Origin of the sequence: Shewanella sp. SM74, from assembly GCF_025653725.1 — a bacterium.
GTDB lineage: Bacteria > Pseudomonadota > Gammaproteobacteria > Enterobacterales > Shewanellaceae > Shewanella > Shewanella oncorhynchi.
Genome location: NZ_JAKKRZ010000004.1, coordinates 110,881 through 136,360 on the forward strand (window position 1 = coordinate 110,881; position 25,480 = coordinate 136,360).

A 25,480-nucleotide genomic window follows, 5' to 3' on the forward strand; every position below is an offset into this window, starting at 1 on the left:
CTTGCCAAACTTATCCTTAATCTTTTTTTTAGATTATATAAATCTAGTTTAATCGCTTTATTCTTAAATGGTAATTATCTATTCTTGCTCTATCGACAACACGTCGCCAGCCAAGGAGATAAACCATGGCCACCATTTACGATTTAATTGAAACCTGGTTAACCAGCAATCAAGACTAAGGAGCAGGGCATGAGTCAACAACATCAAACAAGTCAGTACTTAACGAGCCAAAACGGCGCCCCAGTGGCCGACGATCAAAACTCACTGTCGGCGGGTGAACGTGGTCCTCTGCTATTACAAGATTGGCATTTAATTGAAAAGTTAGCCCATTTCAACCGTGAGCGTATTCCTGAGCGTATCGTGCATGCTAAAGGTACTGGGGTTTACGGCACATTTACGCTGACTAAAGATTTAAGCGATTACACCATTGCTGACCATTTCAATGGTGTTGGTAAGCAAACCGAAACCTTTATTCGTTTCTCAACCGTAGGTGGAGAAATGGGTTCTGCCGATGCAGAGCGTGATCCACGCGGCTTTGGTTTACGTTTTTATACTGCCCGTGGTAATCACGATATCGTGGGTAACAATACGCCGACCTTTTTCTTGCGAGATGGGATTAAGTTTCCAGACTTTATCCATACGCAAAAGCGTAACCCCAAGACAAACTTAAAAGATCCGCAGGCTATGTGGGACTTTTGGTCATTGAATCCTGAAGCCATGCATCAAGTGACCATTTTGATGTCGGATCGTGGTATTCCGGCGAACTACCGTCAAATGCACGGTTATGGTTCACACACTTTCTCGCTGTGGAATGTCAAGGGCGAGCGTTTCTGGGTGAAGTTCCACTTTAAATCGCAGCAAGGCGTGGTCAACTTAACCAATGAACAGGCTGATAAATTAAAAGGGATTGATCCCGATTCATCACAGCGCGATATGGTGGTTGCTATTACTGATGGTAACTTCCCGCGTTGGACGGTTAATGTGCAGATTATGCCTGAGGCGGATGCCAATACTTACCATATCAATCCATTTGATTTAACTAAGGTTTGGCCGCATAGCGACTATCCATTAATTGAGATTGGTGTATTAGAGCTGAATCGTCTGCCACAAAACTACTTTGCTGAAGTTGAGCAAGTGGCATTAGCACCTAGTAATTTGGTCCCAGGCGTCGGGGCTTCACCAGACAAGATGTTACAAGCACGTTTATTTGCCTACGCCGATGCGCAGCGTTACCGCATTGGTGCTAACTACAACCAATTGCCAGTGAATTGCCCGCATGCCGCTAAGGCAAATCACCATCAACGTGCAGGTGCGATGGCGGGTACACAATGTCCTTATCATGGCAGTCAAACAGGTGGCGACGCTTCGGCAAACTATGGCCCGAACAGCACTGCTGATGCCTTGGTTGAGCCAGTAAACTTTAGCGAACCACCATTGCGTTTAGAAGGTGAAGCGGCGCGTTACAGTCGTTATAATCAAGACGATTATACCCAAGCGGGTAATTTGTATCGCATCTTCTCTGAAGCTGAGAAAGCGCGCCTAGTGGCAACAATTTCGGGTTCATTAAGTCAAGCGAGTTTAGATGTGCAGCAACGTATGGTGGCGCATTTTACTCAAGCCGATGCGGATTACGGACAACGTATTAAACTGGCATTAGGTCTTTAAACTATTGCTGTTGCGAATGTTTGAATAATAGTAGAAACGATAAAACTGAGTAGAAAGCCTCTACTCAGTTTTTATTATCAGCGACAACAATATTAACATTCTCGTTAATGTGCTCTTAGGCCGCGATGAGCGCTGCATTAGGGCTATTTAGCTGCTTTAACAATCCAAATGCTTGCTGCATTTTATCCTCGGTTACGATAAATCCTATAAATGTTTCATCCACGTCGAATGCTTTAATACAGCTTCCTTGAGCATCAATATCGACTTGCCAGCGATGGACGCCATTCACTGTTATACCGCTGAGTTGCATAGGTAACAGTGGCGTTTTCACTTTAATGAGCATGGCGGGAAAATTCACTGCTGTCGGTTGGTTCAGTAATGTGTTCGCCAGCGCATTGGCGCTCAGTAACGCAGGTTGCAAATAGGCCCTATTTTGGCCGTTGATTTGGGCGCAGTCACCTAGCGCATAAATATGGGCATCGTTGGTTTGTAAGCATTCGTTAACGACGATACCTTTATTGACCTCTAGCCCTGCATGCTGGGCAAGTTGACTGTTAGGGAGAAGTCCCGCTGCACAGATAACCGCATCACAAATAAACCGCTGGTCATTATCTAGGCACACAGAGATACTGCCATCTTGGTGTTGCAGTTGGCTGACTCGGGTTTGCAATTGCACTGTGACGTTATGCTGCGTTAGTACAGCGGTCAGTTTGTGGCTTAACATTTCGGGTAGCATATTCGGCATTAAGCTCGCTTGTGGATCGACCAAAAACACTTGCTTACCTGCAGTTGCTAAGTCCATTGCCAGTTCAACTCCGACCAAACCAGCACCGATAACCAGTACTCTCCTCGCGCCATGGATGTCTGCTTCGCAGGCCTGATACTCCATTAAGCTGTTAACTGTGTGGATGATATCGACGCCATCCCCCTCTATAGGCGGAATAAAGGGTCGAGCACCTGTGGCAAGCACTAATTTTTCGTACGCAATTTCGCGTCCTTGATGGCAACAGACTACCTGACGAACTTTATCTATTTTTATGACTTCACAGTGATTTATTAAATCAATTTGTTGTTCATGTGCAAATTCAGTCGCGGTCAATTTTATGAGGTCTGACGCCATTTTTTTAAGGCTAAACACATGGCTTAAATCTGGTTTATGGTATTCCTCACCAGAGTCGGCTGTGATAACTGTAATCGGTTGTTCGCGGTTTAAACGTCGCAGTGTTTTGACTAGCTGATATGCCGCGAATCCACTGCCGATAATGACGATTGGCTTAGGCATTAGTCACCTCATTTTTTATGACAGCGAAAACGCTTTTACCTAGGCCACATTCGGGACAGAGGAAGTCTTCGGCCACTTGAGTCCAAGGTGTGCCAGCAATGACATCTTGATTAGGTTCTCCTTTTTCAGGGTCGTAAACCCATTGGCAAACGGTGCAAATCATTGATTGTGTATCATTTAATTCGCACGCTTTTGTTGCAATCGGTGCCGTCACAGGGACGTTATTAGTAGCAGTATTTTCAGCTGTTTGACTGGCCGTGGTGGCTTGGCTAGGTTTTGACATGACTTGATTAATGATAGAGCGACTATTAGCGCTATCGAGGGGACGCAATGCCCATTCTCGTGCGATTCGCTGGCCGTGCTGACGGCATTCTTGCATCGCATCTCGATCGGGACGCCATTTGACTTTTAATCCCACCGAGGTTTCAAAACCAGCATCCATCAAACGAGTGTGAATTCTATCGACTGCGCCGCCATTCCAGCCATAACTACCAAAAGCTGCCGCCTTTTTATTGCGAAAACGCAGGCCCGTGATTTCTTCAAGCATGGCGGCAATTTTAGGCATCATCACATTATTCATGGTGGATGAGCCGACTAAAATACCTTTTGACCTAAATGCCTGTGCAAGGATTTCGTTTTTATCATGACGTGCGACGTTATACACTTTTACTGCTACATTGGGGTCAACATCATGAATACCTTGAGCAATACCGTCGGCCATCATGCGAGTATTATTGGACATAGAGTCGTAGAAAATCGTGATGCGGTCTTCTTGATAAGCGTCGGCCCAAGCTAAATATTGGTGAATAATTTGGGCAGGATTATCACGCCACACAATGCCGTGTGAAGTTGCGATCATATCTACAGGTAAATTAAAGCTTAATACTTCGTGAATTTTAGCCGTCACTAGGCTGCTAAAGGGCGTTAAAATGTTTGAGTAGTACCGTAGGCATTGTTCCATTAATTCATTTTGATCAACCTCATCATTGAATAAATGTTCGTCGCAATAGTGTTGGCCAAAGGCATCGTTACTGAATAAAACCGCATCTTCGGTGAGGTATGTCATCATGCTATCTGGCCAATGCAACATAGGTGCTTCGATAAATATCAGTTGCTTACCATTGCCTATCGCTAAACTATCCCCTGTCTTTACGGTAATGAAATTCCATTCTGGGTGGTGGTGATGTCCTACAATGGAGTCGACCGCATTTTCACTGCAGTAAATTGGAGTGTTAGGAATTTTGGCCATTAATGCAGTCAGGGCGCCTGAGTGGTCTTCCTCTGCATGGTTCATCACAATATAGTCTATGTCGGTTAAATTAATTTCAGCTTCAAGATTTTGTAAGAATTGCTGGCTAAAACGATGATCAACTGTATCAATTAACACGGTTTTTTCTTCACGGATAAGGTAGCTATTGTAGCTTGTGCCTTTAGTTATTTTGTACTCAGTACCATGAAAATCTTGCACTTCCCAATCGCGTTGACCCACCCAGTGGATATTGTTTTTTACATGAATAGTCATAAATACACCTGTGATAATTAATAATGAATGCGCTACGTAAATCTTGCTTATTTAGTTAAATCTCTTATTGCACTCACTATGCCAACATTGTAAGGCGTTGATTTTTATTGGTATTAACGTATTTCAACATTTGAAATCACTTGTTGGTGTCATAATGACAATTTGATATTGGTCAAATTGACATTACACTGTTGTCAATATGACTTTATTTGACTGTGGATGTGCTATGAGTGCCCATGCTGATTTAACTCAGTTAGCCTTAGATTTAACTGTCGGCGTGTCGACGCAAGACAGATTTGAGCGTTTGTTGGCAGTGGTCAGGCGGCGTGTCAATTGTGATGCTGCGGCATTATTGGCATTTCGGGAGCAGCAATTTGTCCCCTTGGCGATAGATGGGCTCTTTGCCGAAGTGTTAGGGCGGCGCTTTCAAATTAGTGAGCATCCGAGATTAGAGGCTATCGCCCGTGCTGGCGATGTGGTTCGTTTCCCTGCCGACAGTGAACTTCCCGATCCGTATGATGGTTTAATTCCACATCATAGTGCGAACTTACATGTACATGCTTGCATTGGTTTACCACTAATCGCGAACGATCGCTTAATTGGGGCGCTCACCATTGATGGTTTCAACCCTCATCAGTTTGATGGTTTTAGTGATAGCGAGTTGCGTGTGATCAGCGCACTGGCCGCAGCCAGTCTTAATACTGCGTTATTGATGCAACAGCTAGAATCCCAAGTTGTTGAAGTTTCCAATGGCACTGAGGTGCTCAATCGTCCTGCTAGTCAGCAGGAGATCATAGGGCAATCCACACAGATCCAATCGCTAAAGCAGCAGATAAGTGCCGTGGCAGGCACTGACTTATCGGTATTAATTACCGGCGAAACCGGTGTGGGTAAGGAGTTAGTGGCCGCGGCGATACATAATCAATCGACCAGAGCCGATAAATCACTTATCTATTTGAACTGCGCTGCATTGCCGGAGTCCGTCGCCGAAAGCGAGTTATTTGGGCATGTAAAAGGGGCATTTACGGGGGCAATCAGTCATAGGCAAGGCAAGTTTGAACTCGCTGACAAGGGGACCTTGTTTTTAGATGAAATCGGGGAGCTTCCCTTGGGGCTGCAAGCTAAGTTATTGAGGGTTTTACAATACGGTGAATTACAGCGAGTGGGCAGTGATAAGAGCCTAAAAGTTAATACTCGGATTATTGCTGCCACTAATCGAATTCTGCACCAAGAGGCAACGGAAGGGCGCTTTCGTTTCGACCTTTACCATAGGTTGAGCGTATTTCCTATCCACGTAGCACCATTAAGAGAGCGTGGGCAAGATATTGTTATGCTGACAGGTTTTTTTCTTGAACGTTGTAAAGCGAAGTTAGGACTCACCCATATCAATATCACACCCGCAGCGCAGCAGTTATTAGAGCAATACACATGGCCGGGTAATGTGCGTGAGCTAGAGCATGCGATACACAGGGCTGCGGTGTTGGCGAAAGCCGAGCTAAAAACGGCTTACATCAGCTTAAGTGATAAACATTTTCAGCTCGATTCTTTGATGAATCAAGCACACAGAACAGTCGACGAAGATAGGCCATCAGATGCCGCAACGCCAGCCAGTGAATTAGCATTTAGGTCTGAGTCGGCCTGTCGTGAGCGACAATCGCAAGATAATTCCAGTGTTATACTGGGGCTTAAGGCGGCGACTGAGAGATATCAGCGTCAACTTATTCGTCAAGTTTTAGCCGCGAATCAACAAAATTGGGCTGCGTGTGCAAGAATATTGCAAATCGATACAGGTAATTTGCACCGACTTGCAAAACGGTTAGGTTTAAAAGAATAAAATATTGCGTGAAGAAATTTTATTCTGCAGCAAAACCCCTGCCTCGATTCTTAGAAGAACAGTGTTGCTACGCCTAAGAGTGCGAACAATACGGCGCAGCCACGATGTATCCACAACATAGGCAATTTTTCAGCGCTGAAGTGGCCTGCGATCACTACGGGTACGTTAGCAAGCAGCATGCCTAAGGTTGTGCCAGCAACCACCATAGTTAATGAATCGTATTTTGCGGCTAATACCACAGTTGCGATTTGCGTTTTATCCCCCATTTCGGCGATAAAAAACAGGATAAAGGTAGCGAGAAAGGGGCCCATTTTATAGAAACGGCTCTCTTCTGCATCGACTTTATCTGGGATTAACACCCAAAGAGCGATCGCGAAGAAGGACGCAGCCACTAAATAACGTGCAAGATCTGGGCTTACCCAGTTAATGGCCCATTGACCAATCCAAGCGGCGGCAAAATGGTTAAATAATGTCGACAGCAAAATACCTAAAATAATGGCGGTTTTATTTTTAAATCTTGCGGCGAGGATTAGTGCAAGTAATTGAGTTTTATCACCAATTTCGGCGATAGCAACCGTAAAGGTTGAGGCAAGTAGGGCTTCCAAGTGTGATCCTTTAGGGGTGGTTATGACATAAGCACAATAAACCGTCCACCCCTAGGTGCGGTAATTGTGCTCAGGTCTTGCTGGGCAAATCTATGATTTGCTGTGAACACCATGGCATGTTGCCAAGTATGTTGATGTTCACCCTAGATGACGATGGTTCGAAATCCAGTTAGCTACTCCCCCGAAGCGAGGTGGGCATTATACCTAGGTAAGATTTAGTTTCAAGCACGAGTTTATAACAGTAGGTGCTGATAAATGTTTGACGGGTGTCAGAAAAATACCGATTCACATTCTGTAACTTAATGAATGTAAATGAATTATTTTTTGACAACGTTGTCTTTTGTTGCTAATTTAGCCAAGTCATTTCTACTTAGTTACATACTGTTAACTCGTAGTGACTCAATGATAACGACTGTATTTGGCAAACTAATTGAAAAGTTAGGACGCAAAGCTTCCGGTCTAAGGTTGTAAATGGATTTTTTAGTGAACTAAGATAGCGGAGTTGCCGCAGAATTCGATTTCTGTGAAAGATAAACGACTGCTGTTTAATGCTGTTGTTTGCCCAAATACCACTTTTATATCTAAGCCTATCATTATGTTTAGGATGATAGGCAATCAATGGAGTGCATTAAAGTGGCAAATCCTACTGTTTTTTCCCCTATTTCTAAATTGAGTTTATTGGCCGCGGCAGTAATGGCGACGAATGCGTTTGTGAGTATCTCTGCGCAGGCGCACGGTTATGTTGTGGCACCTGAATCGCGTTCATATGCCTGTAAAACAGGTAAAAATGCCAATTGTGGTGCGGTGCAATGGGAGCCGCAAAGTGTTGAGGGGCCATCGGGTTTTCCTGAATCAGGTCCTGCTGATGGCAAATTGGCGAGTGCTGGCAATGGTGCTTTTTCACCTTTGGATGAACAAAGTCCGAGCCGTTGGGCAAAGACGGATATTAAAGCGGGCTGGAATAAGTTCAGTTGGCAGTTCACAGCAAACCATGTCACCCGTAATTGGCGTTACTATTTAACTCGCCAAGATTGGAACCCAAACCAAGCTTTGAGTCGAGCGAGCTTTGACTTAGCACCCTTTTGCGTAGTTGATGGTGGTATGGAACAGCCGCCTAAGTTAGTGACCCATGACTGCTACGTGCCAGAAGGTCGCAGTGGTTATCAAGTGATCTTGGCCGTGTGGGAAGTGGGAGATACGACGAATAGTTTCTACAATGCTATCGATGTGAACTTGGGCTCGGGTCCTGTTGTGCCGAGTGAATGGCAAGATGTGGGGGATATCAATCCGTCACTCGATCTAAAAGCAGGCGATAAAGTGATGACCCGGGTGTTTGACGCCAATGGTGAGCAAGCGGCTAAGCAAACAGTCATTACCATTAGCGATGCGACTCAAGGTGATAAACAAAATTGGCCTTTCCTATTAGCAAGCGCGATTAATGCCCAGCAGTCCCAGTTAAAAGCGGGACAAAAAAATGCATCGGGTGTGATTGAGCCTGTGTATGGCAAAAACGACATTTTTACAGCGAAAAACTCAGGTATTGAGCGTGTCGAAGTAGGATTTGATTTAGCTCCTGCTCCGGGCAACAGCTTAGAAGTCACTTCACTTGCCGATGATTATCAAATTATCGATGGTGCGGCGAAGGTCAGCTTTGATGTGACCAGTAACGCCGAGATGCTAGTGTCAGCGTATTTGTTTAGCCATGATGGCACAGCGGCAGGTTTTGTGAGCCAAACTGTTAACAATACCAGTGCTAGCTTAGTGTTAGACGTCGTTGAGCCTAAAGCTGGGCATTATCATTTGCAGGTAAAAGCTGAGCCTAAACAAGGTGATGTTATTCAGCAGAACTTTGATCTCTTCTTAAAGGACCAAGCTCCTGCACCAGAAGCTGATTTTGTATTCCCAGCAGGCGTGAAAGGTTACGTTGCAGGTACTACAGTGTTACAGCCTAAAAATGGCAAAGTGTATCAATGTAAGCCATTCCCTTATAGCGGCTATTGCGTGCAGTGGTCGGCTTCTGCCACTGGATTTGAACCAGGTGTTGGCGCTTCTTGGGCTATGGCGTGGACTGAGCTGTAAATTAACTTTTTGAGTTAATCAATTCTCAACATGATGTGATTGGGCTTAAACATATCCGTGTGTTTAAGCCCTTTTTGTCTGCATCGGATGGAAAAAGACCGGCTTTATTTTGATTCGAGCCTAATACAAGATTACAGGTATTCTCAACAAAGGTAGCGCTTTTGTTGGCTTGTATATTTTCGTTTATCACAGCGCTATTAAGTTGTTACCGTACCGTTTGCTGCCCTTCTTTGTTCACAACTGGCTTGCCCACTGGGTTTGGCTCTGTTAATGTCCCAAACTATCTATTTAATCGATGCTTATATCGGTACATTAATTTGGGCTATCACAATTGAAAGTCATGCCATTTTTCAATAATCGATTTAGTTAGCCTCAATGGCTACTGGGTTGAAACATTCAAAAGCTATTGGGGCCAATTGATCTGCTAGGTCGAGATCTGATTGGATGCTTTAAGTGATGTGTCGCTTATTTCGATTTAAGACGCAAGGCTTTATCGGTTCAAATCTTACTCAAATAAAATAATAATTAATTATTGAACAGGACTATTGTGTGAATTCAAAAATGTTAGGCTCGATCGCCATCGTTGCCGGGACGGCCATTGGCGCAGGTATGTTAGCGTTACCTTTAGCCACAGCGGCTTTAGGTATTATCCCTGCTTTAGTGTTACTCGTCGTTATTTGGGGCGTGTCCGCCTATACCTCATTACTTATGCTCGAAATTAACTTACGCACTGGCGTGGGGGATAACGTGCATGCTATTACGGGTAAGTTACTGGGTAAAAAAGGTCAAATAATTCAAGGTGCTTCTTTCCTGAGTTTATTATTTGCTTTGACCGCGGCTTATCTCACCGGCGGCTCTTCGTTATTAGTGCTTAAAGCGAAGAACATGTTCGATATCGTGCTCGATAATCAAGTCGCAGTGTTGTTATTTACACTCGTGCTCGGTGGCTTTGCGGCGCTAGGTGTTGCTTGGGTCGATAAAGTTTCACGTTTCCTATTTTCGTTAATGATTCTATTGCTCGTGGTGGTGGTATTATTTTTATTGCCCGAAGTCAGTATTGCTAGCATGGCAACTGGCGCGATTGCCGAGTCTATGACCAGCAATTGGATGGCGGCAATTCCCGTAGTGTTTACTTCGTTTGGTTTCCACGTCTGTATCGCCACTTTAGTGCGTTATCTCGATGGCGATGCGGTATCACTGCGTAAAGTGTTGTTAATCGGCTCGACGATCCCACTTGCTTGTTATGTTCTGTGGTTATTGGTGACTTTAGGCACTGTCGGCGGATATGAGGTGAATAGTTTTGAAGGTTCACTACCTTCACTCGTCACGGCATTGCAGGATATTGCTCATACGCCTTGGATCAGCAAATGTATTTCATTATTCGCTGACTTAGCTTTAGTGACCTCATTCCTCGGTGTGACCTTAAGTTTATATGACTTTATCGCCGAATTAACTCGTGCCAAAGAAACGTTTGCCGGTCGTATTCAAACTTGGTTACTCACCTTTATTCCGCCTGTCTTGTGTGCCTTGTATTTGCCTGAAGGCTTTGTGGCGGTACTGGGATTTGCGGCCGTACCATTGGTCGTGATGATCATCTTCTTGCCAATTGTTATGGCACTGCGTCAACGTCAGTCGCAGCTCGGTGGTTATCAAGTGTCTGGCGGATCTGTTGCATTAGTCATTGCTGGCTTGTTAGGTGCCGTGATTGTGGGTGCCCAACTATTTGTTGGGATCTAATTCATTGCAATAGGCGTGGCTTTTTAGCGAACGCTGCTGGGTAACTTTGATTAAATGTATTTGCTTTGTAAGCGAGTTTTTCAGAGTCTGTTATAGAGAGTGTTGCATGTGATAAAGTCAGGCCCCGGCCTGACTTTTTGCTTTTTAGGTTTTAAAGCGAGTGATGCTGGTTTTTAGCACAGTTATTTAAAATTAAAACAACGCTATTAAAACGAGAAAATGGCCCAGCTTGCGCGTGGCTTCATTCACATCAAACGGACTTAACACAATGAAAAAATGGTTACTCACAGTTGCCGTGGCCGCTAGTTTTGGCGCACAGGCTGACGAAGGTATGTGGCAGCCCCATCAACTGCCTGCTATGGCTGATGAGCTGAAAGCAAAAGGCCTTGAAATTGATGCAAAATCGATTTCTAAACTTACCGAATTCCCTATGAATGCCGTGATAAGCCTTGGCGGTTGCACTGCATCATTTGTATCGCCAAAGGGCCTAGTCGTGACTAACCATCACTGTGCCTATGGGGCAATTCAATACAACTCCACTCCTGAGAAAAACCTGTTGCAGGATGGTTTTTTAGCTAAGACTTTCGCCGATGAATTACCTGCGACCCCAGGCTCACGTGTCTATGTGACTGAAGATGTCACTAATGTCACTGAGCGAGTTAAAAACGGACTTGAAGATAAAGTGGGCAGCGCCTTCTATCAAGGCATTGAAAGCCAAGAAAAAGCGTTAGTTGCTGAATGTGAAAAAGAAGATGGTTACCGTTGCCAAGTGTATAGCTTTCACGGTGGTCTCGAATATTATCTGGTTAAACAACTGGAAATCCGTGATGTGCGTTTAGTCTATAACCCAGCCGCGAGCGTGGGTAAATACGGCGGCGACGTAGACAACTGGATGTGGCCACGTCACACAGGCGATTTTTCTTTCTACCGTGCTTATGTATCTAAAGCAGGTAAACCCGCAGAATTTAGCAGCGACAACGTGCCATACGAGCCAAAAAGTTTCTTAAAAGTATCGGCTAAAGGCGTAAGTGAGGGTGATTTTGTGATGGTGGCAGGCTACCCAGGTCGCACCAACAGATATCGCACAGCCACTGAAGTTCAAAATGAGTTTGAGTGGGCTTATCCCGAAGGCAAAATGCTGCGTGAACGCTTTATAGAGATCATTAAAGAAACCGCGCCAGAGGGCAGCGACGAGCGTATTAAGTACGAGAGTCAAATTGCTGGCCTTGCAAATTATGCGAAAAACTTCACTTCTATGATTGAGTTTTACGGCAAATCAACCATGTTGGCCGACCGTAAAGCCCTCGAAGCTAAGCTTGCGTCGTGGATAGCCAAAGACAGCAGTCGTGAAGCGAAATACGGTAAAACCTTAGCGGAATTAGATGCCTTGATTGCCAAAGGCAAGACGCATCAAGAGCGTGACATGATCTTAAGCTACATAGGCAGCACGACTATGTTGCCGACGGCGCGCAGCTTATATCGCCTCGCGAACGAGAAACAACTGCCAGATATGCAGCGTGAACCGGGCTTCCAAGATCGTGATATGACACGTCTAAAAGCCAGCATGGAGCGTATTGATCGTCGTTATGCGCCGAGCGTTGATAAAGCGGTATTGCTCGACATGCTAAAACGCTACGCCGCACTGCCAGAAGATCAGCGCCTACCCGCATTGGATAAAGCCTTTGGTATCGATAAAAAGTTTAGTGAAGCTAAGCTTTCGAAAACCTTAGATAAAATGTACGCCAAAACTGAGTTAGGTAAGAAAGACGTTCGTCTGGCGTGGATGGATAAATCCGTTGCCGATTTTAAAGCCTCTAAAGATCCTTTCATTCAATTCGCTGTCGCTATGTATGACACAGATATGGCCGAAGAAAAGAAAGAAAAAGAATTAGCGGGTGAACTAATGAAGGTGCGTCCGCAATATATGGATGCCATTATTGCTTACAACCTAGAGCAAGGTAAGCCAGTGTATGCCGATGCTAACTCAAGCTTACGTGTCACGGTTGGTCATGTGAAAGGCTATTCGCCAAAAGACGGTTTAGTGGCCGTGCCATTCACTCGCCTTGAAGGCATAGTGCAAAAGGACACGGGTGTTGACCCATTCGATGCACCAAAGAAAGAGTTAGAGCTGATTAAGCAGAAGCAATATGGTGATTTCTATATGAAATCAATAGATTCTGTACCAGTAAACTTTTTATCAACTTTAGATACTACTGGCGGAAATTCTGGCTCACCGACCTTAAACGGACGTGCTGAATTAGTGGGCCTGTTGTTCGACGGTGTGTATGAAAGCATTATCGGCGGTTGGGCATTTGATAACGAGATTAACCGTTCTATTCATGTCGACAGCCGTTATATGCTGTGGGTAATGAAGTATTTAGATCATGCCGACAACCTATTAGCCGAGATGGAAATCGTTAAGTAATCCATTGCCGCATCAGCAATGGTGCGGCCTATAGTGGCATAGTGAATTTGGATTAACAGCATTCAAGTGCGATTTAGTGCTTTAAGAATACTGAAATAACAAGACAACAAAATAGCGATAAACTCACTGGGTTTATCGCTTTTTTTGTGCAATGACTGCTGATAGCTGTTGAGATAGCTTCGCTATGGTATTAGCTCACCGACTCGCAGCAAGTCCATCCGTGGATGCTCGACCGCCCCGTCCATGGGGCGGACGGTCGTCTCGCAAATCACCATGGCTCACCTTTTTAGCGTTAGTGTAATCTGTAGATTTAAAAGACATACGCAACACCGTTTTTGGGAGAATTCCGAGTTAGATTTTCAAAACTAATTGATGGGTTTCGGATTAAAATTTCTATGAATTAAGCGCACGTATAATAGGCGAAAGCTTACGAGCGTCCTAATTGTCGCGTTTGTTAGGCGATTTATCGGTTATTCAATGAACCACACATGATAAGCACCATTCCAACCATAGTGCTTATCACGAAAGGCATTCATAGCTGCGACGTACTGTGAAAGTATCAACGTGACGTCACTTGCCTGAGGCACATCATCCTCGTCCAATATATCCAAAAAACCAATAGATTCCTCATCTGACAAAACAGTTCTAACTTTTTCTAGCAAACGATTTTCATTTTGCTTTTACTTACCGCAGAATCGGGCTTTTTCTTCGATATCTCTTTAAACTCAGCGTACATAGCTTCTAGCAAAGGCGTCATATTATCGTGTGTTTTTGCCTTGTATTCTGTTGTATAGAATTTTTCTTTTTCCACTTTTAATCCTTAAGCTTTTTAGGCTTGACTGTACGAATAAAAACCATCCCGTCTTCATCTACTTTATCGTTTTCGCTCCCCTCAGCCCTCCAGTACCAAGCGCCATTTCTAAGGACAACATTATCAGACCGTTGCTTTTCAAAGCATTGTAAGTATTGAGAAAGGATAAAAACGACGTCGCTATTTTGCGGTATATCATCTTCATCAAAACTATCAAAATCATCAAAAGGCTTATACTTATCAGCCAAATAATCATTACTTTGAGATAGTAGTTTGTTAACAAAGTTTAGTTTGAACTTATTTACCGCATCATTCGGGCACTTTTTTGAAAGAAGTGATATTTCCTCATATATGCTCAGCAATTGACCAGATAGCTTTTCAAATGTATCTATATTAGCTCTATTCATACTTCTTACCTTATGATGGACATGAGCGTCTAAACTCGATGTACTTTTTTTTCAAGACTTCAATAGGAGCTCGCTGCTTACTTTCATAAACATCAACCATTAGCTTTAAGTCGTCATCTGTGATTGCAATTATGCACTTTCTTTGAGATGACCATAAATCAACAGTGTTACTAAACATCGCTTTTTGTAATGGATTTCGGGTAAGAAAAATCCCAAATCTCCCAATATTAGCTTGGAGATACCGATTAAGCTGATTTATATGATCCCGATCTATGGCTTTTACATTCTTCATCTCAATTACGAGCTGGCGATTCTCATATTCAGTAAAAATTTCATCAAGGAAATCAACGTCACGATTATTATAGAATATTAAATCTCGAATATGCCTTCCAGATTCTGTTCTACTTTGCGTTTGGGCAAAATCTAAATGAGGGTAGAATAATGTAGCCAATAAATCAGCAGCCAGCTCCTCATACCTCATGTCCGCACCATCTTCTTTCCCTGTATTGAGCTTTAAAATCTCGTTTAATTTTCTTTTTGCCGATAAAACTGGAATTTGACTAAAAAGAGGATCGTTTTGACAATTTTTTGAAGTTCTATCCTTATACTTGACGTAGTCTTCCACAACACCATAGTTGTCTCTGTTAAAGTTTAAAATCTTTACTCTCTCTTCGGGCTCATCTGGGTTGAAAATCTCGTCTCTCGGACAATGAGATTTAAAGTAATCTTCAAAATTAATCCAAGGGCTAAATCTGAGCCAGCGCTTGGGTGTGAAAATTAATGGCTCCCTAGTCTTCGGGTTTACAGGCAGAAACAGTTTTTGATTAAGATCAAATGCATTTTTTTGGTAGTTGTATAAAGAATCTAGGATAACCCCCTCTGTGGGTATTCTGTTAATTTCACACTGCTCAATTGTGTAATCAATTAAGAAAGATTTAATGTAGTTACAGGCAATATCGCTTATTCTATCTTTTGATATGCCAGCAACATAAAGCTGAATCAGCTCAAAATGCGTGAACCCAAACTGGCTATATTCAGGAATATCTCTAAACAGGCTTAAAATTTCACCTGCTTGTTTCTTCCCAATTTTCAGGCCTTTTCGTGACTTTGATACACCAAGCCCAACTTCAGGACATTCAGAGAGATTAACGAGTGTTTCAACTGCATCGTCCTCGCGCCCCTTTTTGATCATATAATTTAGGTGGTTGAATGAGTTGGTAATTGCAGTATGCAGTGACTGATCCTGCATAGATGGTGACTTCCATAGCAGGAACGGATCGACGTAAAGCGGAATGTCTTCATCAAAAAACTGAATTGCGAAATCCAAATCTGCTTGAGATTTATGAATACCATGATGGTCAGTCAATCTAGGTCGAAACAGATTCATATATCCTCAGTTTAATTTTCGTCTAATATCTTAGTATTTATTCGCTGCGCTGTTTGCAGGGCATAAATCGCTTGTTGACTAAATCTCAAATATGGTCGCTGCCACATCCGTGTAAATGGGTATAAATGATGTTATAGGAATTTGCTTTTTTGCAGTAGCTTTTTTATACAGTTTGGTGGGTAATTACTTGATATCGTTTTAGCTTTATCATTTTTTGCTGATGAATTGCTATCTAACGACTCAAAACTCCAAGGAATACACTTCCCCTCGGAGTTGCCGCAGGGCGAATAGAGCTCTTGATTTAATAAAGAGTGCGTGAGTTCGGTCATGGATGACCGACTAGCTTTCGCAGGTGCAGGGACGCATCCTTCGGAAGCGATAGCAAATTTGTCAATGAGCACAAGGGGCTTTCAACTCCGTTGGGGGTGTCTTGGAGCATCCAAGGGTGAAGGCCAACGGCCGTTTTGAGCGCGAGATAGGGATATCGAGCTGGCAGTTTAACATGGACGTTTTTGATAGGACGAGCAGTCATCCTTGGTCGACTCTTGATTAAACATCAGGGGGTGAAGCCCCACGACTTTGATTTTGATTAAAGCATTCAAACTAAGCTTGGAAAACTCTAAGGTCTTGCTTTGGTGCAGACGATGACGATTAACAGCTATTGGCTTAATGTAATATCCCAACCAACTGTCTACTTATTCTATCGCCAGTACTGTTTTTAGCGCTGCAATTTCCGATTCTGTTAATGGCCGCATTTGCCCTTCTTGTAATTCACCCAATGCTAATTTGCGTAAATTCAGTGTCATTATGACGACGCGCTCAAGATCGATAACGTGATATCCGAGCGCCTTGGACATCCTACGAATTTGTCGATTTAATCCCTGAGTCAGCACGATTTCAAAGCTGTCTGAACTGAGGCGGTGGACTTGGCAGGGCAGGGTTTGCAGGTCTTTATAACGCACTCCACTGGCCATTTGTTCAACAAAATCATCAGCAAATGCTCTATCGAGGCGCACATGGTAGGTTTTGCTGTGGGCAAAACTGGGGTGCATGAGTTTATGGGTCAGCTCACCATCGTTAGTTAACAGCAACAGGCCGCGGGAGTCTTTATCGAGCCTGCCGACGGGGTAGAGCCTTGGCGCTTTGGGAAGTAGGTGTATAAGGCTCGTTTCATCTTGCTCAAGTAAACGGCAATCCGTGCCCACAGCTTTGTTAAATACCCAATAGGCGAGTGTTTCGGCTTTAGTGATAGGCTTGCCATCAAACTCAATACGGTCGAGGCAGTTTAATGACTCGTCTAAACAGATGGGATCTGTGTGGCGGGCGATACCGCCATTGAGTGTGATGCGCCCAGCCTCAATCAAACGGCAGGCTTCACGGCGTGAGCCTATGCCACACTGGGCGAGGTATTTTGCTAAGCGCATGGATTACCCTAAAGTATTTGGCGTTCTTGGGCGCGATGATACAGTATTTTTGATAGGCGCCGCATTGCAAAGGCTAGGCTTAAACACCAAATAATACTCAAGTTAGTTTGGAGCCACATATTGGCTGAAACAGTACTTGGGGCACACAGGGAGGGAAATCCAATATGGTCCAATCTAATTGCAGGGTTAAACTCACGGCACTACAAAAGCTGATCAGGCTCAAATAGAACAGTGGTTTTGGGCAAATAAACCGAGGCACTATCCCCGCTATAATCACAAGGCTGTGTAAGATGAGGGTGCTTAATAGATAACTCGTTGAAACTATTCTGTGTATGCTCAAAAAATTAATGGGGAATATTCCCATCAAAATCACAGAGACTCCTACCCAAGCACCTGTAAGTGCTATGCATTGGCTGAACGTATCCAGTTTTAGTAAGTAGAGCCCGGTCATTGAAATGAGTATGCAGAGCCCTGCAGCTAATAAGCTTAAATTAAACACATAAGCGAGGGGTGAGTTGATATAGTTACCTAAATAATCAGCTCGTATTTGTAAGACTTGAACTCCAACGTTTTGATATTCAGCATAAATAGCAATTAAAACTCCAGAAGCGCTAATAAAGGCTGCGCCTACAATCAACCATGTAATAAGACGATGTAGATCGTAATAACTTGGTTCTTGGTGATAAAGAGGATTCATGGAGACTAAAAATATACTGACGGGATATGACCACATTGAATGCGGTAACTTGCCTGAATTGTTTAATGAAGGCAAGCGAGTTGATGCTTTTTCGTCAAAAGAGGGCTTTAAAATGACAAGGAACGCCTAGTGCGTTCCTTGTCATAAACGTTAGATTTTACTCATGCGACTCAAATATCATTTAGTGTCGTTTGCGGAAAATTACAATCGCAACAGCCACTACGGCTAAAATCATACAGTACCAAGCGTGTGATACCGCTGCTAATGGCGTGATGCTAAAGGTCGAAGCAATCAAGAGTGCCTGTGCACCATACGGGATCAAACCTTGGATAATACAGGCGAAAATATCGAGTATGCTGGCGGCACGTTTTGGACTCACGCCATGCTTCTCTGCTAAGTCTTTTGCAATATCCCCCGTCACCACGATAGAAACCGTGTTGTTAGCCACACAAGAGTTAGTCACTGCGACTATACCAGCCATGCCTAGCTCAGCAGCGCGGCATGAAGCTTCACCTTGCGCCTTGGAGAAACGAGTGATCAGCTTTTCAATCTGTTTACTCACAAAGGCAAGACCACCTTGCTGCTGCATGAGTGCGGCTAAACCACCCACTAGCATAGACAGAATGAAAATCTCCTGCATATTGCTAAAGCCAGCATAAATATCTTTACCGAATTGGATCATGCCGTAATCCATAGTAAACAGGCCGGTTGCGCCCGCTAATAAGATACCTAAGGTCAAGACCACAAATACGTTCAGACCCGCCACAGCTAAGATCAAAATGGTCAGATAAGGAATGACCTTAATAAGATCGATATTCTGCGTTGCTAATTCTGCTTGTCCTTGTCCGGCAAATACAAAGGCGATTAAAGTTAGCAGTGATGCGGGGATAGCGAAAATCAAATTTTCACGAAATTTATCTTTCATATCACAGCCTTGGGTGCGCGTAGCTGCAATTGTGGTATCGGAAATAATCGACAAGTTGTCACCAAATAGGGCGCCAGACATCACGGCTCCCGCCATCAGTGCATAGTCGATTTGCGCTTGGTCGGCTACGCCTAGGGCGATGGGAGCGACAGCAGCGATTGTCCCCATAGAGGTTCCCATGGCCGTTGCGATAAAAGCGGCAATCACGAAGAAACCAGGTAGTAACAGGTTCGATGGGATTAACGATAAACCAAGAGCAACAGTAGCATCGACGCCGCCAGTGGCTTTAGCGACTGCAGCGAAGGCGCCTGCAAGTAAGTAAATTAAACACATAGCAATAATATTGCTGTGACCAATACCGCCAATAAAGGTATCAATCGATTGATTTAATTTCTGTTTTGATAAAATCAACGCCAGAATGATTGCAGGTAAAATAGCGATAACGCTGGGTAATTGATAGAAGGCAAAGTCGACACCTTGGCTTTGGAAATACACACCCGCGCCAATGAAAAGACCAAGGAAAACAAATAATGGCAACAGGGCAATAAAAGATGCCGGGCTGTGCTGTGTTGCTGTTGGATTGCTCAAATGTTATCTCTCTTTCGCTTAGGGTTTTTCCGCAGGATCCTTGGCAGTCAAACTCGCTTAAATTCAGTGTTGCCGCGGCATCGTATCCTAGCAACTTGAGGCAAAGCATATTTGATCCCTGATAACCTGTCAATTTAGACGTCTAGATGTTTTTACTTCCGTTGTGATCGATAGGTTATTAATAGGTTGTATAAGATGAGAATTAGTCTTTATTTTAATTATTAATCAATACTTTAATAGTTTTTGTTCAGGTTGGCTTAGAGGATTTATATCTGATTTAGCGTGTATTTCAACTGAACGGAATAGCGTAAAATTTAAGCGGATGACTGGTGTGATGGAGTAAGCCGGCTATTTATCGCTCCATTTAGTGTGAGTTGTTGGTGGGTAAGCCAGCATAAATAACGTAAATGATGAGTGGCATTAATCAATAGGGCTTATTTGGGGACGTATTGACTTAGTTCGCTTGTGCAGCGTTGTGATAGCAATGATACGTCAAATAACTTTAATAAAACCTTAATAAGCAATCTATTGTTTTTAAATGTAAAACAGTTTCAAGCATCTAAAATCCCCATAAAAACTAATGGCAACAATTTGTATTGAAGTAGAGACTTTAATAGAATCCGCACAAATTATGTTAATTACTCTTAGTGCTTTGTTTAAATTTAACTGGATGAAGCGTTTATTGCTGATTCCTCAGATCTTCCTACTACAGTGGGTATTATCATGATACGTCGCGCTAAGCCATTACTCGGAACGCTGGTGGAAATCGCTGCCGAGTCACTGCCAAATCAAAGCGGTGAGGCACTACTTAAAGATAAAGCATTGGAAGCGGCTATTAGCGCGGCTTTTTCGCGTGTGACCCATATTGGGCGGTTGCTGAGCTTCCATCAACAGGACAGCGAGTTAAATCAGTTAAATCGGCAGCCGGGAATTTGGGTAACGTTAAGCCAAGATAGTTTACGAGTGCTCAAGTTGGCTAAGGGGCTGGGTAAGGCGAGCAACAACTTATTCAATTGTACCGTTGGCGGCGAAATGATGTCTCGCGGCGCTTTGCCTGCTTACCTTGGTATGCCATTGTTATTGCAAGGTGACTGGCAAGATATTGAAATAAAAGGTAATCAAGCGCGATTAGCTAGACCGCTAATTTTAACCTTAGATGGTATAGCTAAAGGTTATGCGGTTGATATGGCAGTGAGTGAGCTGCGTCGCGCTGGCGTGAGCGGAGGTTGGGTCAATGCGGGTGGCGATTTAAAAGTTTTTGGCAGTGCATCTTTAAATGTAGTGTGCCGCGGTCCATTAGGAGCGAGCCAAAAGCTCTGCGTTAGCAATATGGCGCTCGCTAGCTCAAGGGTCTCACAAACCTTAAGTCATGATTACCCTGCACTATTACTGCCAACTGGCAATGTTGCCGATACGAACGTCGATGCTGAAAGCGAGCGTATTGTTAGTGTGAGAGCCTCTTTTGCTTGGCGCGCCGATGCGTTAACGAAAGTCGCAGGCTATCTTAATCCCGACTTGGCCGCTGAAAAAATTGCTCACTTGGGTGGTCAATTAGTCAGTTTTGATTGATGTATCTTTTGGCTGTTTTACAGCTTTTGCAGATGATTGAATTAGAAATTCAATCATTACTGTGAGTTAACATTAAACAGTTAGTACTGTTATTCGCACTTTAACGGGTGAATCGATACAACTTGGGTTCAGTATCGTTACCGTTATTTGCAACTTGCATACGGTTGTTGGCTTTTATTGTCTTCAAGCTTTTCTTGGTATTATTTCCATTAAAAAGAGTGCCCATATTGGGCACTCTTTTCGTTTCAATAGCTAATCGCTCACCATGTGTCGTTAGTCATTTATCTTAAGCGACTTTAAATCGCGCAACTTCTTTTTGTAGGTTGCTGCAAATGGCTTTAGTGTTGACGACTATTTGCTGCGTTTCTTGGATCACTAAGTTGCAGTATCTTGTTTTATCGGATAATTCGGTCAAGTTACGATTAATTTCTTCGGTCACATGGGTTTGCTCTTCGGTCGCAGTCGCCGTTTGAGTGGACATCTCACTGACCTTAGAGGTGGAGTTTAGAATTTCATCTAGTGCATCTTGGGTTTGGCTGGCGAGGGTCACGGTTGATGTGGTCAAGCTAGCTCCCGATTCAATGCTTTTAACCGCATCATTTACTCCGCGTTGCAACTCTTCAATCATGCGCTGAATATCTTGGGTTGAGGTTTCGGTACGACTCGCCAGTGTACGTACTTCATCGGCGACTACGGCAAAGCCACGGCCCTGTTCGCCAGCACGTGCCGCTTCAATGGCCGCGTTAAGGGCAAGGAGGTTAGTTTGCTCAGCGATTGAGCGGATCACATCAAGCACTGAGGCAATATTGGCAGAATTGACTGAAAGTTTTTCAATAACTGTCACTGCATTTTTAACTGATTCAGACAGTTGCTGAATATGATTAACGGACTGGGCGAGGATATTCTTACCCTCTACTGTTTGGTCATTCACTTTAGTGATTTCGGTGGCAGTATGAAGAGCGTTACTGGCGACTTCTCTTACGGCTGCACTCATTTCATTTACTGCTGTGACAATAGTATCGACAAACTGCTCTTGTTCATGGCTGATGTTGATTGTGGTAGCTGACTTAGTTGCAAGGCTTTCAACGGTTTGGCTCACATCTTTAGTTTGACCAATAATCGAGATGACCATTTGCTGTAGCTGCTCTACAAATAAGTTAAATGCATGGGCGAGCTCGCCGATTTCATCCTGACGTGTGATAGGGATCCTTTGGGTTAAGTTACCGTCACCATCGACAATGTCATTGATCCTGCTAGTGATATCTTCAATTGCATTGACTATGATTTTAGGTCCGAAGTAGGCAATCAACAGCGCCACAATGGCGACTAAGCTCGCTATCGTTAAGGATATTTGGGTTTGCGTAGTTGCCTGTTCCGTTGCTTGTAAATCTAGCTCTTTTACTCTGTTATCGGCGGCTTCGCCCGCAGCATTGTAGATATCTCTTAATGCCTTAAATTCTTGCTTGGATTTGGTTTCGTGGAGTTGTTTCGCGCGTTCAAAATCATTACTTTTAACGGCATTAATGACCTCTGATGAGGCTTGATACCAGAGCGAAAACTGCGCCTCAAAGCCATTGGTTGATTGCAGTACTTGCAGGTGATCTGTAAGGATTTTTTTAAATTCTCCCATTCTGTCACGGGCTTGATCGACATTCTCTTGCCAGTTATCAATCTCACTCTTGCGATTATCGGCAGATAATTCTTCCCTGAGTAACACTTCTTCACTTAGCTGCGCTTGATAAAGGTCGCGATCTGCATTGAGAATTGCCGAAATTGCGGGATTAAATAACTGACTAAATTCCTGCATCTGTTTCACAGTAGCACGGCTTTGCATAGCGTCGGTGACAGCCATAACAATGAGGGCTGTCGCCATAATGGCAAACATCAGTGAAAACTTAACGCGAATACTGTTAAACATAGGACGATCTCCATTAATAACTTAATAAATAGCTTAGCCGTTATTTATAGAATTGCCTTTGCATGCAGCAGATTGCGATGGGATTTTGTACACATTGAAATAAGCGAAACCGCCTTGGTCACAGTTACCAAGGCGTTGACGCATTACTTTGGATTATTCAGGACAAGCTAGGGTAGGGATGACTTTAGGCTTAGGTTTTATCTGCACTAGCATGACGCCAATAATGACCATAGAACCGCCAATATAATGATAAATGGCTAAGGTTTCATCTAGGATGATGGCCGCCAGTATCGCCGCAATAATAGGCATTAAATTAAAGAATACGCTGGTGCGATCGGCGCCGAGTTTGCTTATGCCATTGATCCAAGCCCACGGCGCTAAAAGTGAGGCAGCGATAGCAGCGTAAAGTATCAGTGGTGCCGATTGGGCACTGATCGCTATGCTGGGACTCGTAAACAGCAGTGGCGTTAGCATGAATACGGCTATGAGTCCTTGAATATAAACCGATTCCCAAGTCGGTAGTGGCAGTTGCCAGCGTTTCAGTAATACGCCATAGAGCGCATACACAAAGGCGCTAAAGAGCAACAGTAAATCACCTTGAGTCACGCCGATGGCAAGATTCATCATATCGCCGTGACTGAGCATAAAAATCAATCCAAATAGCGAGATTAAGGTGCCACCAAAGGCTAACGGTGATAATTTTTGCTTGAGTAATGGCACGGCTAAAAACAGACTGATCATAGGCACGAGAGAGGTGATTAATGCCATATTTGTTGCCGTGGTGGTTGCCGCCGCAAAATAGGCCAGACTTTGGTTTAGCACCATACCTAACAAAGCCAAAGTAGCGAACTTAGGTAACAAAGGTAGTATCACTTGGCGTTTTTGCCAGACGCGACTTGCGACAAAGGGTGTTAACAATAACATAGCGAAAAACCAACGGTAAAATGCTATGGCTTCAGGATCGATAATCCCAAATGAGAGCTTGTTGACTATCGAATTGCCTGCCCAAATTAATACGGCCAACAGGGGAAACAAATACAGCATGGTCTTGCCTTTAGGTACTGGCTAAAGTGACTGGCCATAGCTTATGGCTTATCACTTAAGCATCCAGATAATAGATTAGTGGCTATTATCCATGGTCGGTTATGATATAAATATCGCTTATCAGACAAGGTCAGTTCCTCTACGGACAAGCGTAATCTGGGTTAGCGATTTCGTTTGAGTTTTTTGGACCACCATAGCTTTGAGGGCATCAAAATGCGCACGGTTTACCATCCGCTCACGGCAGAGCAAGAGCCTGCTGCAGATATCTTCTTCAACTATGAAGCTTTCCTGCCAAATACGGTAACGCCAAAACATCAACATGTTTGGGGGCAACTGCAGTTAATCAGCGGTGGAATTATGGAGTTACATGCTGCAGGGCAACGGTTTTTATCGCCGTCACAATACGCGATTTGGGTTCCTGCGGGGATAGAACATGAAAGTTATACTCGGCGCAGTATTCATTATTGCTCGATGAATATAGTTGCTGAGCGGGCTGCGGCTTTTCCCATAGAGACCTGTTTGTTAGCCGTGACACCCATTGCCCAATCGATAGTGAACGATCTGCGGGAGCGGCAAGTCACTGTGGCAGAAACTGAGGCGGATAAGCGACTGGTTGAGGTTTTGCTCGATCAGCTGACCTTGGGTAAAGCTCTACCGCAATTTCTGCCCACCGTTTCAGATAAACTGTTACAGCCGTTGTTGCTGGCACTTGAAGCCGACCCTGCGAGTTCGAAAACCTTTAAATCTTGGGCCAGTGAATTACATACCACAGAGCGTACCTTAGCTCGTCGCTGCCAAGAGGTTCTGGGGATGAGTTTTACTGAGCTAAGACAAAGGCATAAGTTTATCTATTCATTACATCTATTACGTCAGGGACTTGCGATCAAAGAAGTGGCATTGACGCTCGGCTATAACCAAACTTCGCCTTATATCGTGATGTTTAAAAAATATGCTCAGTGCTCACCTGAGCAGTATCGCCGCCGATTGTGATTGAGTGGCTGATGGAGCAAGGCTTAATAAAGGCGAGATGATGAGATCTTATGCGAAAGTCGCGCTAGATGATGCACTAAAAATATTGGGGTAAACTGTGAAATAAGATAGGGTGCTAAAGTATTAACACCCTATTTTCGGCCTATTTAAAGAGAGGATTTAAGGTTTTTTACAGAGTTAGATAAGTTAGTCGGAAGCCTTTTGGCGGTTCCGTTTATCTTGACGCTTCTCTTTTAAGGTTTTCATTGGCGGTTTTTTGTTTTTTTCTTTACTCATAGATATAAACTCCAAAGTGAAGGTTACTATCCGAACCCGCGCCGCAAATCGGTTTCGATAGTTGGGCTCAATTTTTATTTCAGGCTTTAATTGAGACGGTTTATTTATAAAGAGTATAAAAATAAATTTAACGATTGAGGCGCCGTGCTAAACCTCTTAACCCCTTTGCTGTTTACTCTAAAGCGCTGCCATGACTTATACGTAAATAGTTGCAAAGAGTCGTTAATTGCAGTGTTAAACTTATCTAAAGTGTCTCTTTAATAAATATCGCGGCCAGTTAATGACTTCAAAATAA

At 43.7% G+C, this 25,480-nt stretch carries 18 protein-coding genes and 1 riboswitch; of the genes, 7 read left to right on the forward strand and 11 right to left on the reverse strand.

Translation table 11 applies throughout. The features are described from left to right. The first annotated feature begins 189 nt into the window (after positions 1–189). Entirely contained in the window at positions 190–1,665 is a 1,476-nt protein-coding gene (gene katB, locus L5M49_RS06240; RefSeq protein WP_263265652.1) for a catalase KatB, read from the forward strand. A 115-nt stretch (positions 1,666–1,780) separates the two neighbouring features. On the opposite strand, the gene norW is transcribed toward katB, so the two are convergent. Together norW and norV are read right to left on the reverse strand one after the other, a co-directional pair. Then, positions 1,781–2,947: an NADH:flavorubredoxin reductase NorW gene (gene norW, locus L5M49_RS06245; protein WP_263265653.1), complete on the reverse strand. Its 1,167-nt coding sequence runs from the start codon at positions 2,945–2,947 to the stop codon at positions 1,781–1,783. Further along, positions 2,940–4,469, reverse strand: a complete 1,530-nt coding sequence (gene norV / locus L5M49_RS06250) for an anaerobic nitric oxide reductase flavorubredoxin (RefSeq protein WP_263265654.1) — start codon at positions 4,467–4,469, stop codon at positions 2,940–2,942. Before norV ends, norW begins: the two co-directional genes overlap by 8 nt. 226 nt (positions 4,470–4,695) lie before the next feature. On the opposite strand from norV, the gene norR reads away from it, so the two are divergent. Continuing rightward, entirely contained in the window at positions 4,696–6,303 is a 1,608-nt protein-coding gene (gene norR / locus L5M49_RS06255) for a nitric oxide reductase transcriptional regulator NorR (protein ID WP_242068390.1), read from the forward strand. 50 nt (positions 6,304–6,353) lie between these two features. Here the strand turns inward: norR and L5M49_RS06260 are convergent, their stop codons facing one another. After that, entirely contained in the window at positions 6,354–6,908 is a 555-nt protein-coding gene (locus L5M49_RS06260; protein WP_131524629.1) for a TMEM165/GDT1 family protein, read from the reverse strand. A 410-nt stretch (positions 6,909–7,318) separates the two neighbouring features. After that, positions 7,319–7,418, forward strand: a riboswitch (cyclic di-GMP riboswitch). Between the two features lie 123 nt (positions 7,419–7,541). Between L5M49_RS06260 and gbpA the strand changes: the two genes are divergently transcribed. The 3 genes from gbpA to L5M49_RS06275 all read left to right on the forward strand — a co-directional run bounded on the left by gbpA (position 7,542) and on the right by L5M49_RS06275 (position 13,149). Continuing rightward, the gene (gene gbpA, locus L5M49_RS06265) at positions 7,542–8,987 is read left to right on the forward strand and encodes an N-acetylglucosamine-binding protein GbpA (RefSeq protein ID WP_168824930.1); all 1,446 of its coding nucleotides are present in this window, start codon (positions 7,542–7,544) and stop codon (positions 8,985–8,987) included. A gap of 561 nt (positions 8,988–9,548) precedes the next feature. Beyond that, entirely contained in the window at positions 9,549–10,724 is a 1,176-nt protein-coding gene (locus L5M49_RS06270) for an aromatic amino acid transport family protein (RefSeq protein WP_173248682.1), read from the forward strand. 268 nt (positions 10,725–10,992) lie between these two features. Continuing rightward, the gene (locus tag L5M49_RS06275) at positions 10,993–13,149 is read left to right on the forward strand and encodes a S46 family peptidase (RefSeq protein WP_263265655.1); all 2,157 of its coding nucleotides are present in this window, start codon (positions 10,993–10,995) and stop codon (positions 13,147–13,149) included. 195 nt (positions 13,150–13,344) lie between these two features. Here the strand turns inward: L5M49_RS06275 and L5M49_RS06280 are convergent, their stop codons facing one another. The 6 genes from L5M49_RS06280 to L5M49_RS06305 form a co-directional block, all read right to left on the reverse strand. Next, on the reverse strand, positions 13,345–13,470 hold the full coding sequence (locus tag L5M49_RS06280; RefSeq protein WP_263265656.1) for a hypothetical protein: 126 nt from the start codon (positions 13,468–13,470) through the stop codon (positions 13,345–13,347). Between the two features lie 334 nt (positions 13,471–13,804). Next, positions 13,805–13,960, reverse strand: a complete 156-nt coding sequence (locus tag L5M49_RS06285) for a hypothetical protein (protein ID WP_263265657.1) — start codon at positions 13,958–13,960, stop codon at positions 13,805–13,807. A 2-nt stretch (positions 13,961–13,962) separates the two neighbouring features. After that, positions 13,963–14,367, reverse strand: a complete 405-nt coding sequence (locus L5M49_RS06290) for a hypothetical protein (protein WP_263265658.1) — start codon at positions 14,365–14,367, stop codon at positions 13,963–13,965. Positions 14,368–14,377: 10 nt separating this feature from the next. Further along, positions 14,378–15,754: a hypothetical protein gene (locus tag L5M49_RS06295; protein ID WP_263265659.1), complete on the reverse strand. Its 1,377-nt coding sequence runs from the start codon at positions 15,752–15,754 to the stop codon at positions 14,378–14,380. A 695-nt stretch (positions 15,755–16,449) separates the two neighbouring features. Then, positions 16,450–17,178 carry a 23S rRNA pseudouridine(2604) synthase RluF gene (locus tag L5M49_RS06300; RefSeq protein ID WP_263265660.1) on the reverse strand — a complete coding sequence of 243 codons (729 nt, stop codon included), beginning with the start codon at positions 17,176–17,178 and terminating at the stop codon, positions 16,450–16,452. An 878-nt stretch (positions 17,179–18,056) separates the two neighbouring features. Then, positions 18,057–19,388 carry a Na+/H+ antiporter NhaC family protein gene (locus L5M49_RS06305; RefSeq protein WP_263141709.1) on the reverse strand — a complete coding sequence of 444 codons (1,332 nt, stop codon included), beginning with the start codon at positions 19,386–19,388 and terminating at the stop codon, positions 18,057–18,059. 723 nt (positions 19,389–20,111) lie between these two features. Between L5M49_RS06305 and L5M49_RS06310 the strand changes: the two genes are divergently transcribed. After that, the gene (locus tag L5M49_RS06310) at positions 20,112–20,957 is read left to right on the forward strand and encodes an FAD:protein FMN transferase (protein WP_198572961.1); all 846 of its coding nucleotides are present in this window, start codon (positions 20,112–20,114) and stop codon (positions 20,955–20,957) included. A 286-nt stretch (positions 20,958–21,243) separates the two neighbouring features. On the opposite strand, the gene L5M49_RS06315 is transcribed toward L5M49_RS06310, so the two are convergent. Together L5M49_RS06315 and L5M49_RS06320 are read right to left on the reverse strand one after the other, a co-directional pair. After that, entirely contained in the window at positions 21,244–22,875 is a 1,632-nt protein-coding gene (locus tag L5M49_RS06315; RefSeq protein WP_173496925.1) for a methyl-accepting chemotaxis protein, read from the reverse strand. A gap of 153 nt (positions 22,876–23,028) precedes the next feature. Further along, positions 23,029–23,919, reverse strand: coding sequence for a DMT family transporter (locus L5M49_RS06320; protein ID WP_113939865.1), 891 nt, complete (start codon positions 23,917–23,919; stop codon positions 23,029–23,031). A 213-nt stretch (positions 23,920–24,132) separates the two neighbouring features. On the opposite strand from L5M49_RS06320, the gene L5M49_RS06325 reads away from it, so the two are divergent. Further along, positions 24,133–24,909, forward strand: a complete 777-nt coding sequence (locus tag L5M49_RS06325; RefSeq protein ID WP_263265661.1) for an AraC family transcriptional regulator — start codon at positions 24,133–24,135, stop codon at positions 24,907–24,909. Positions 24,910–25,480 lie beyond the last annotated feature (571 nt).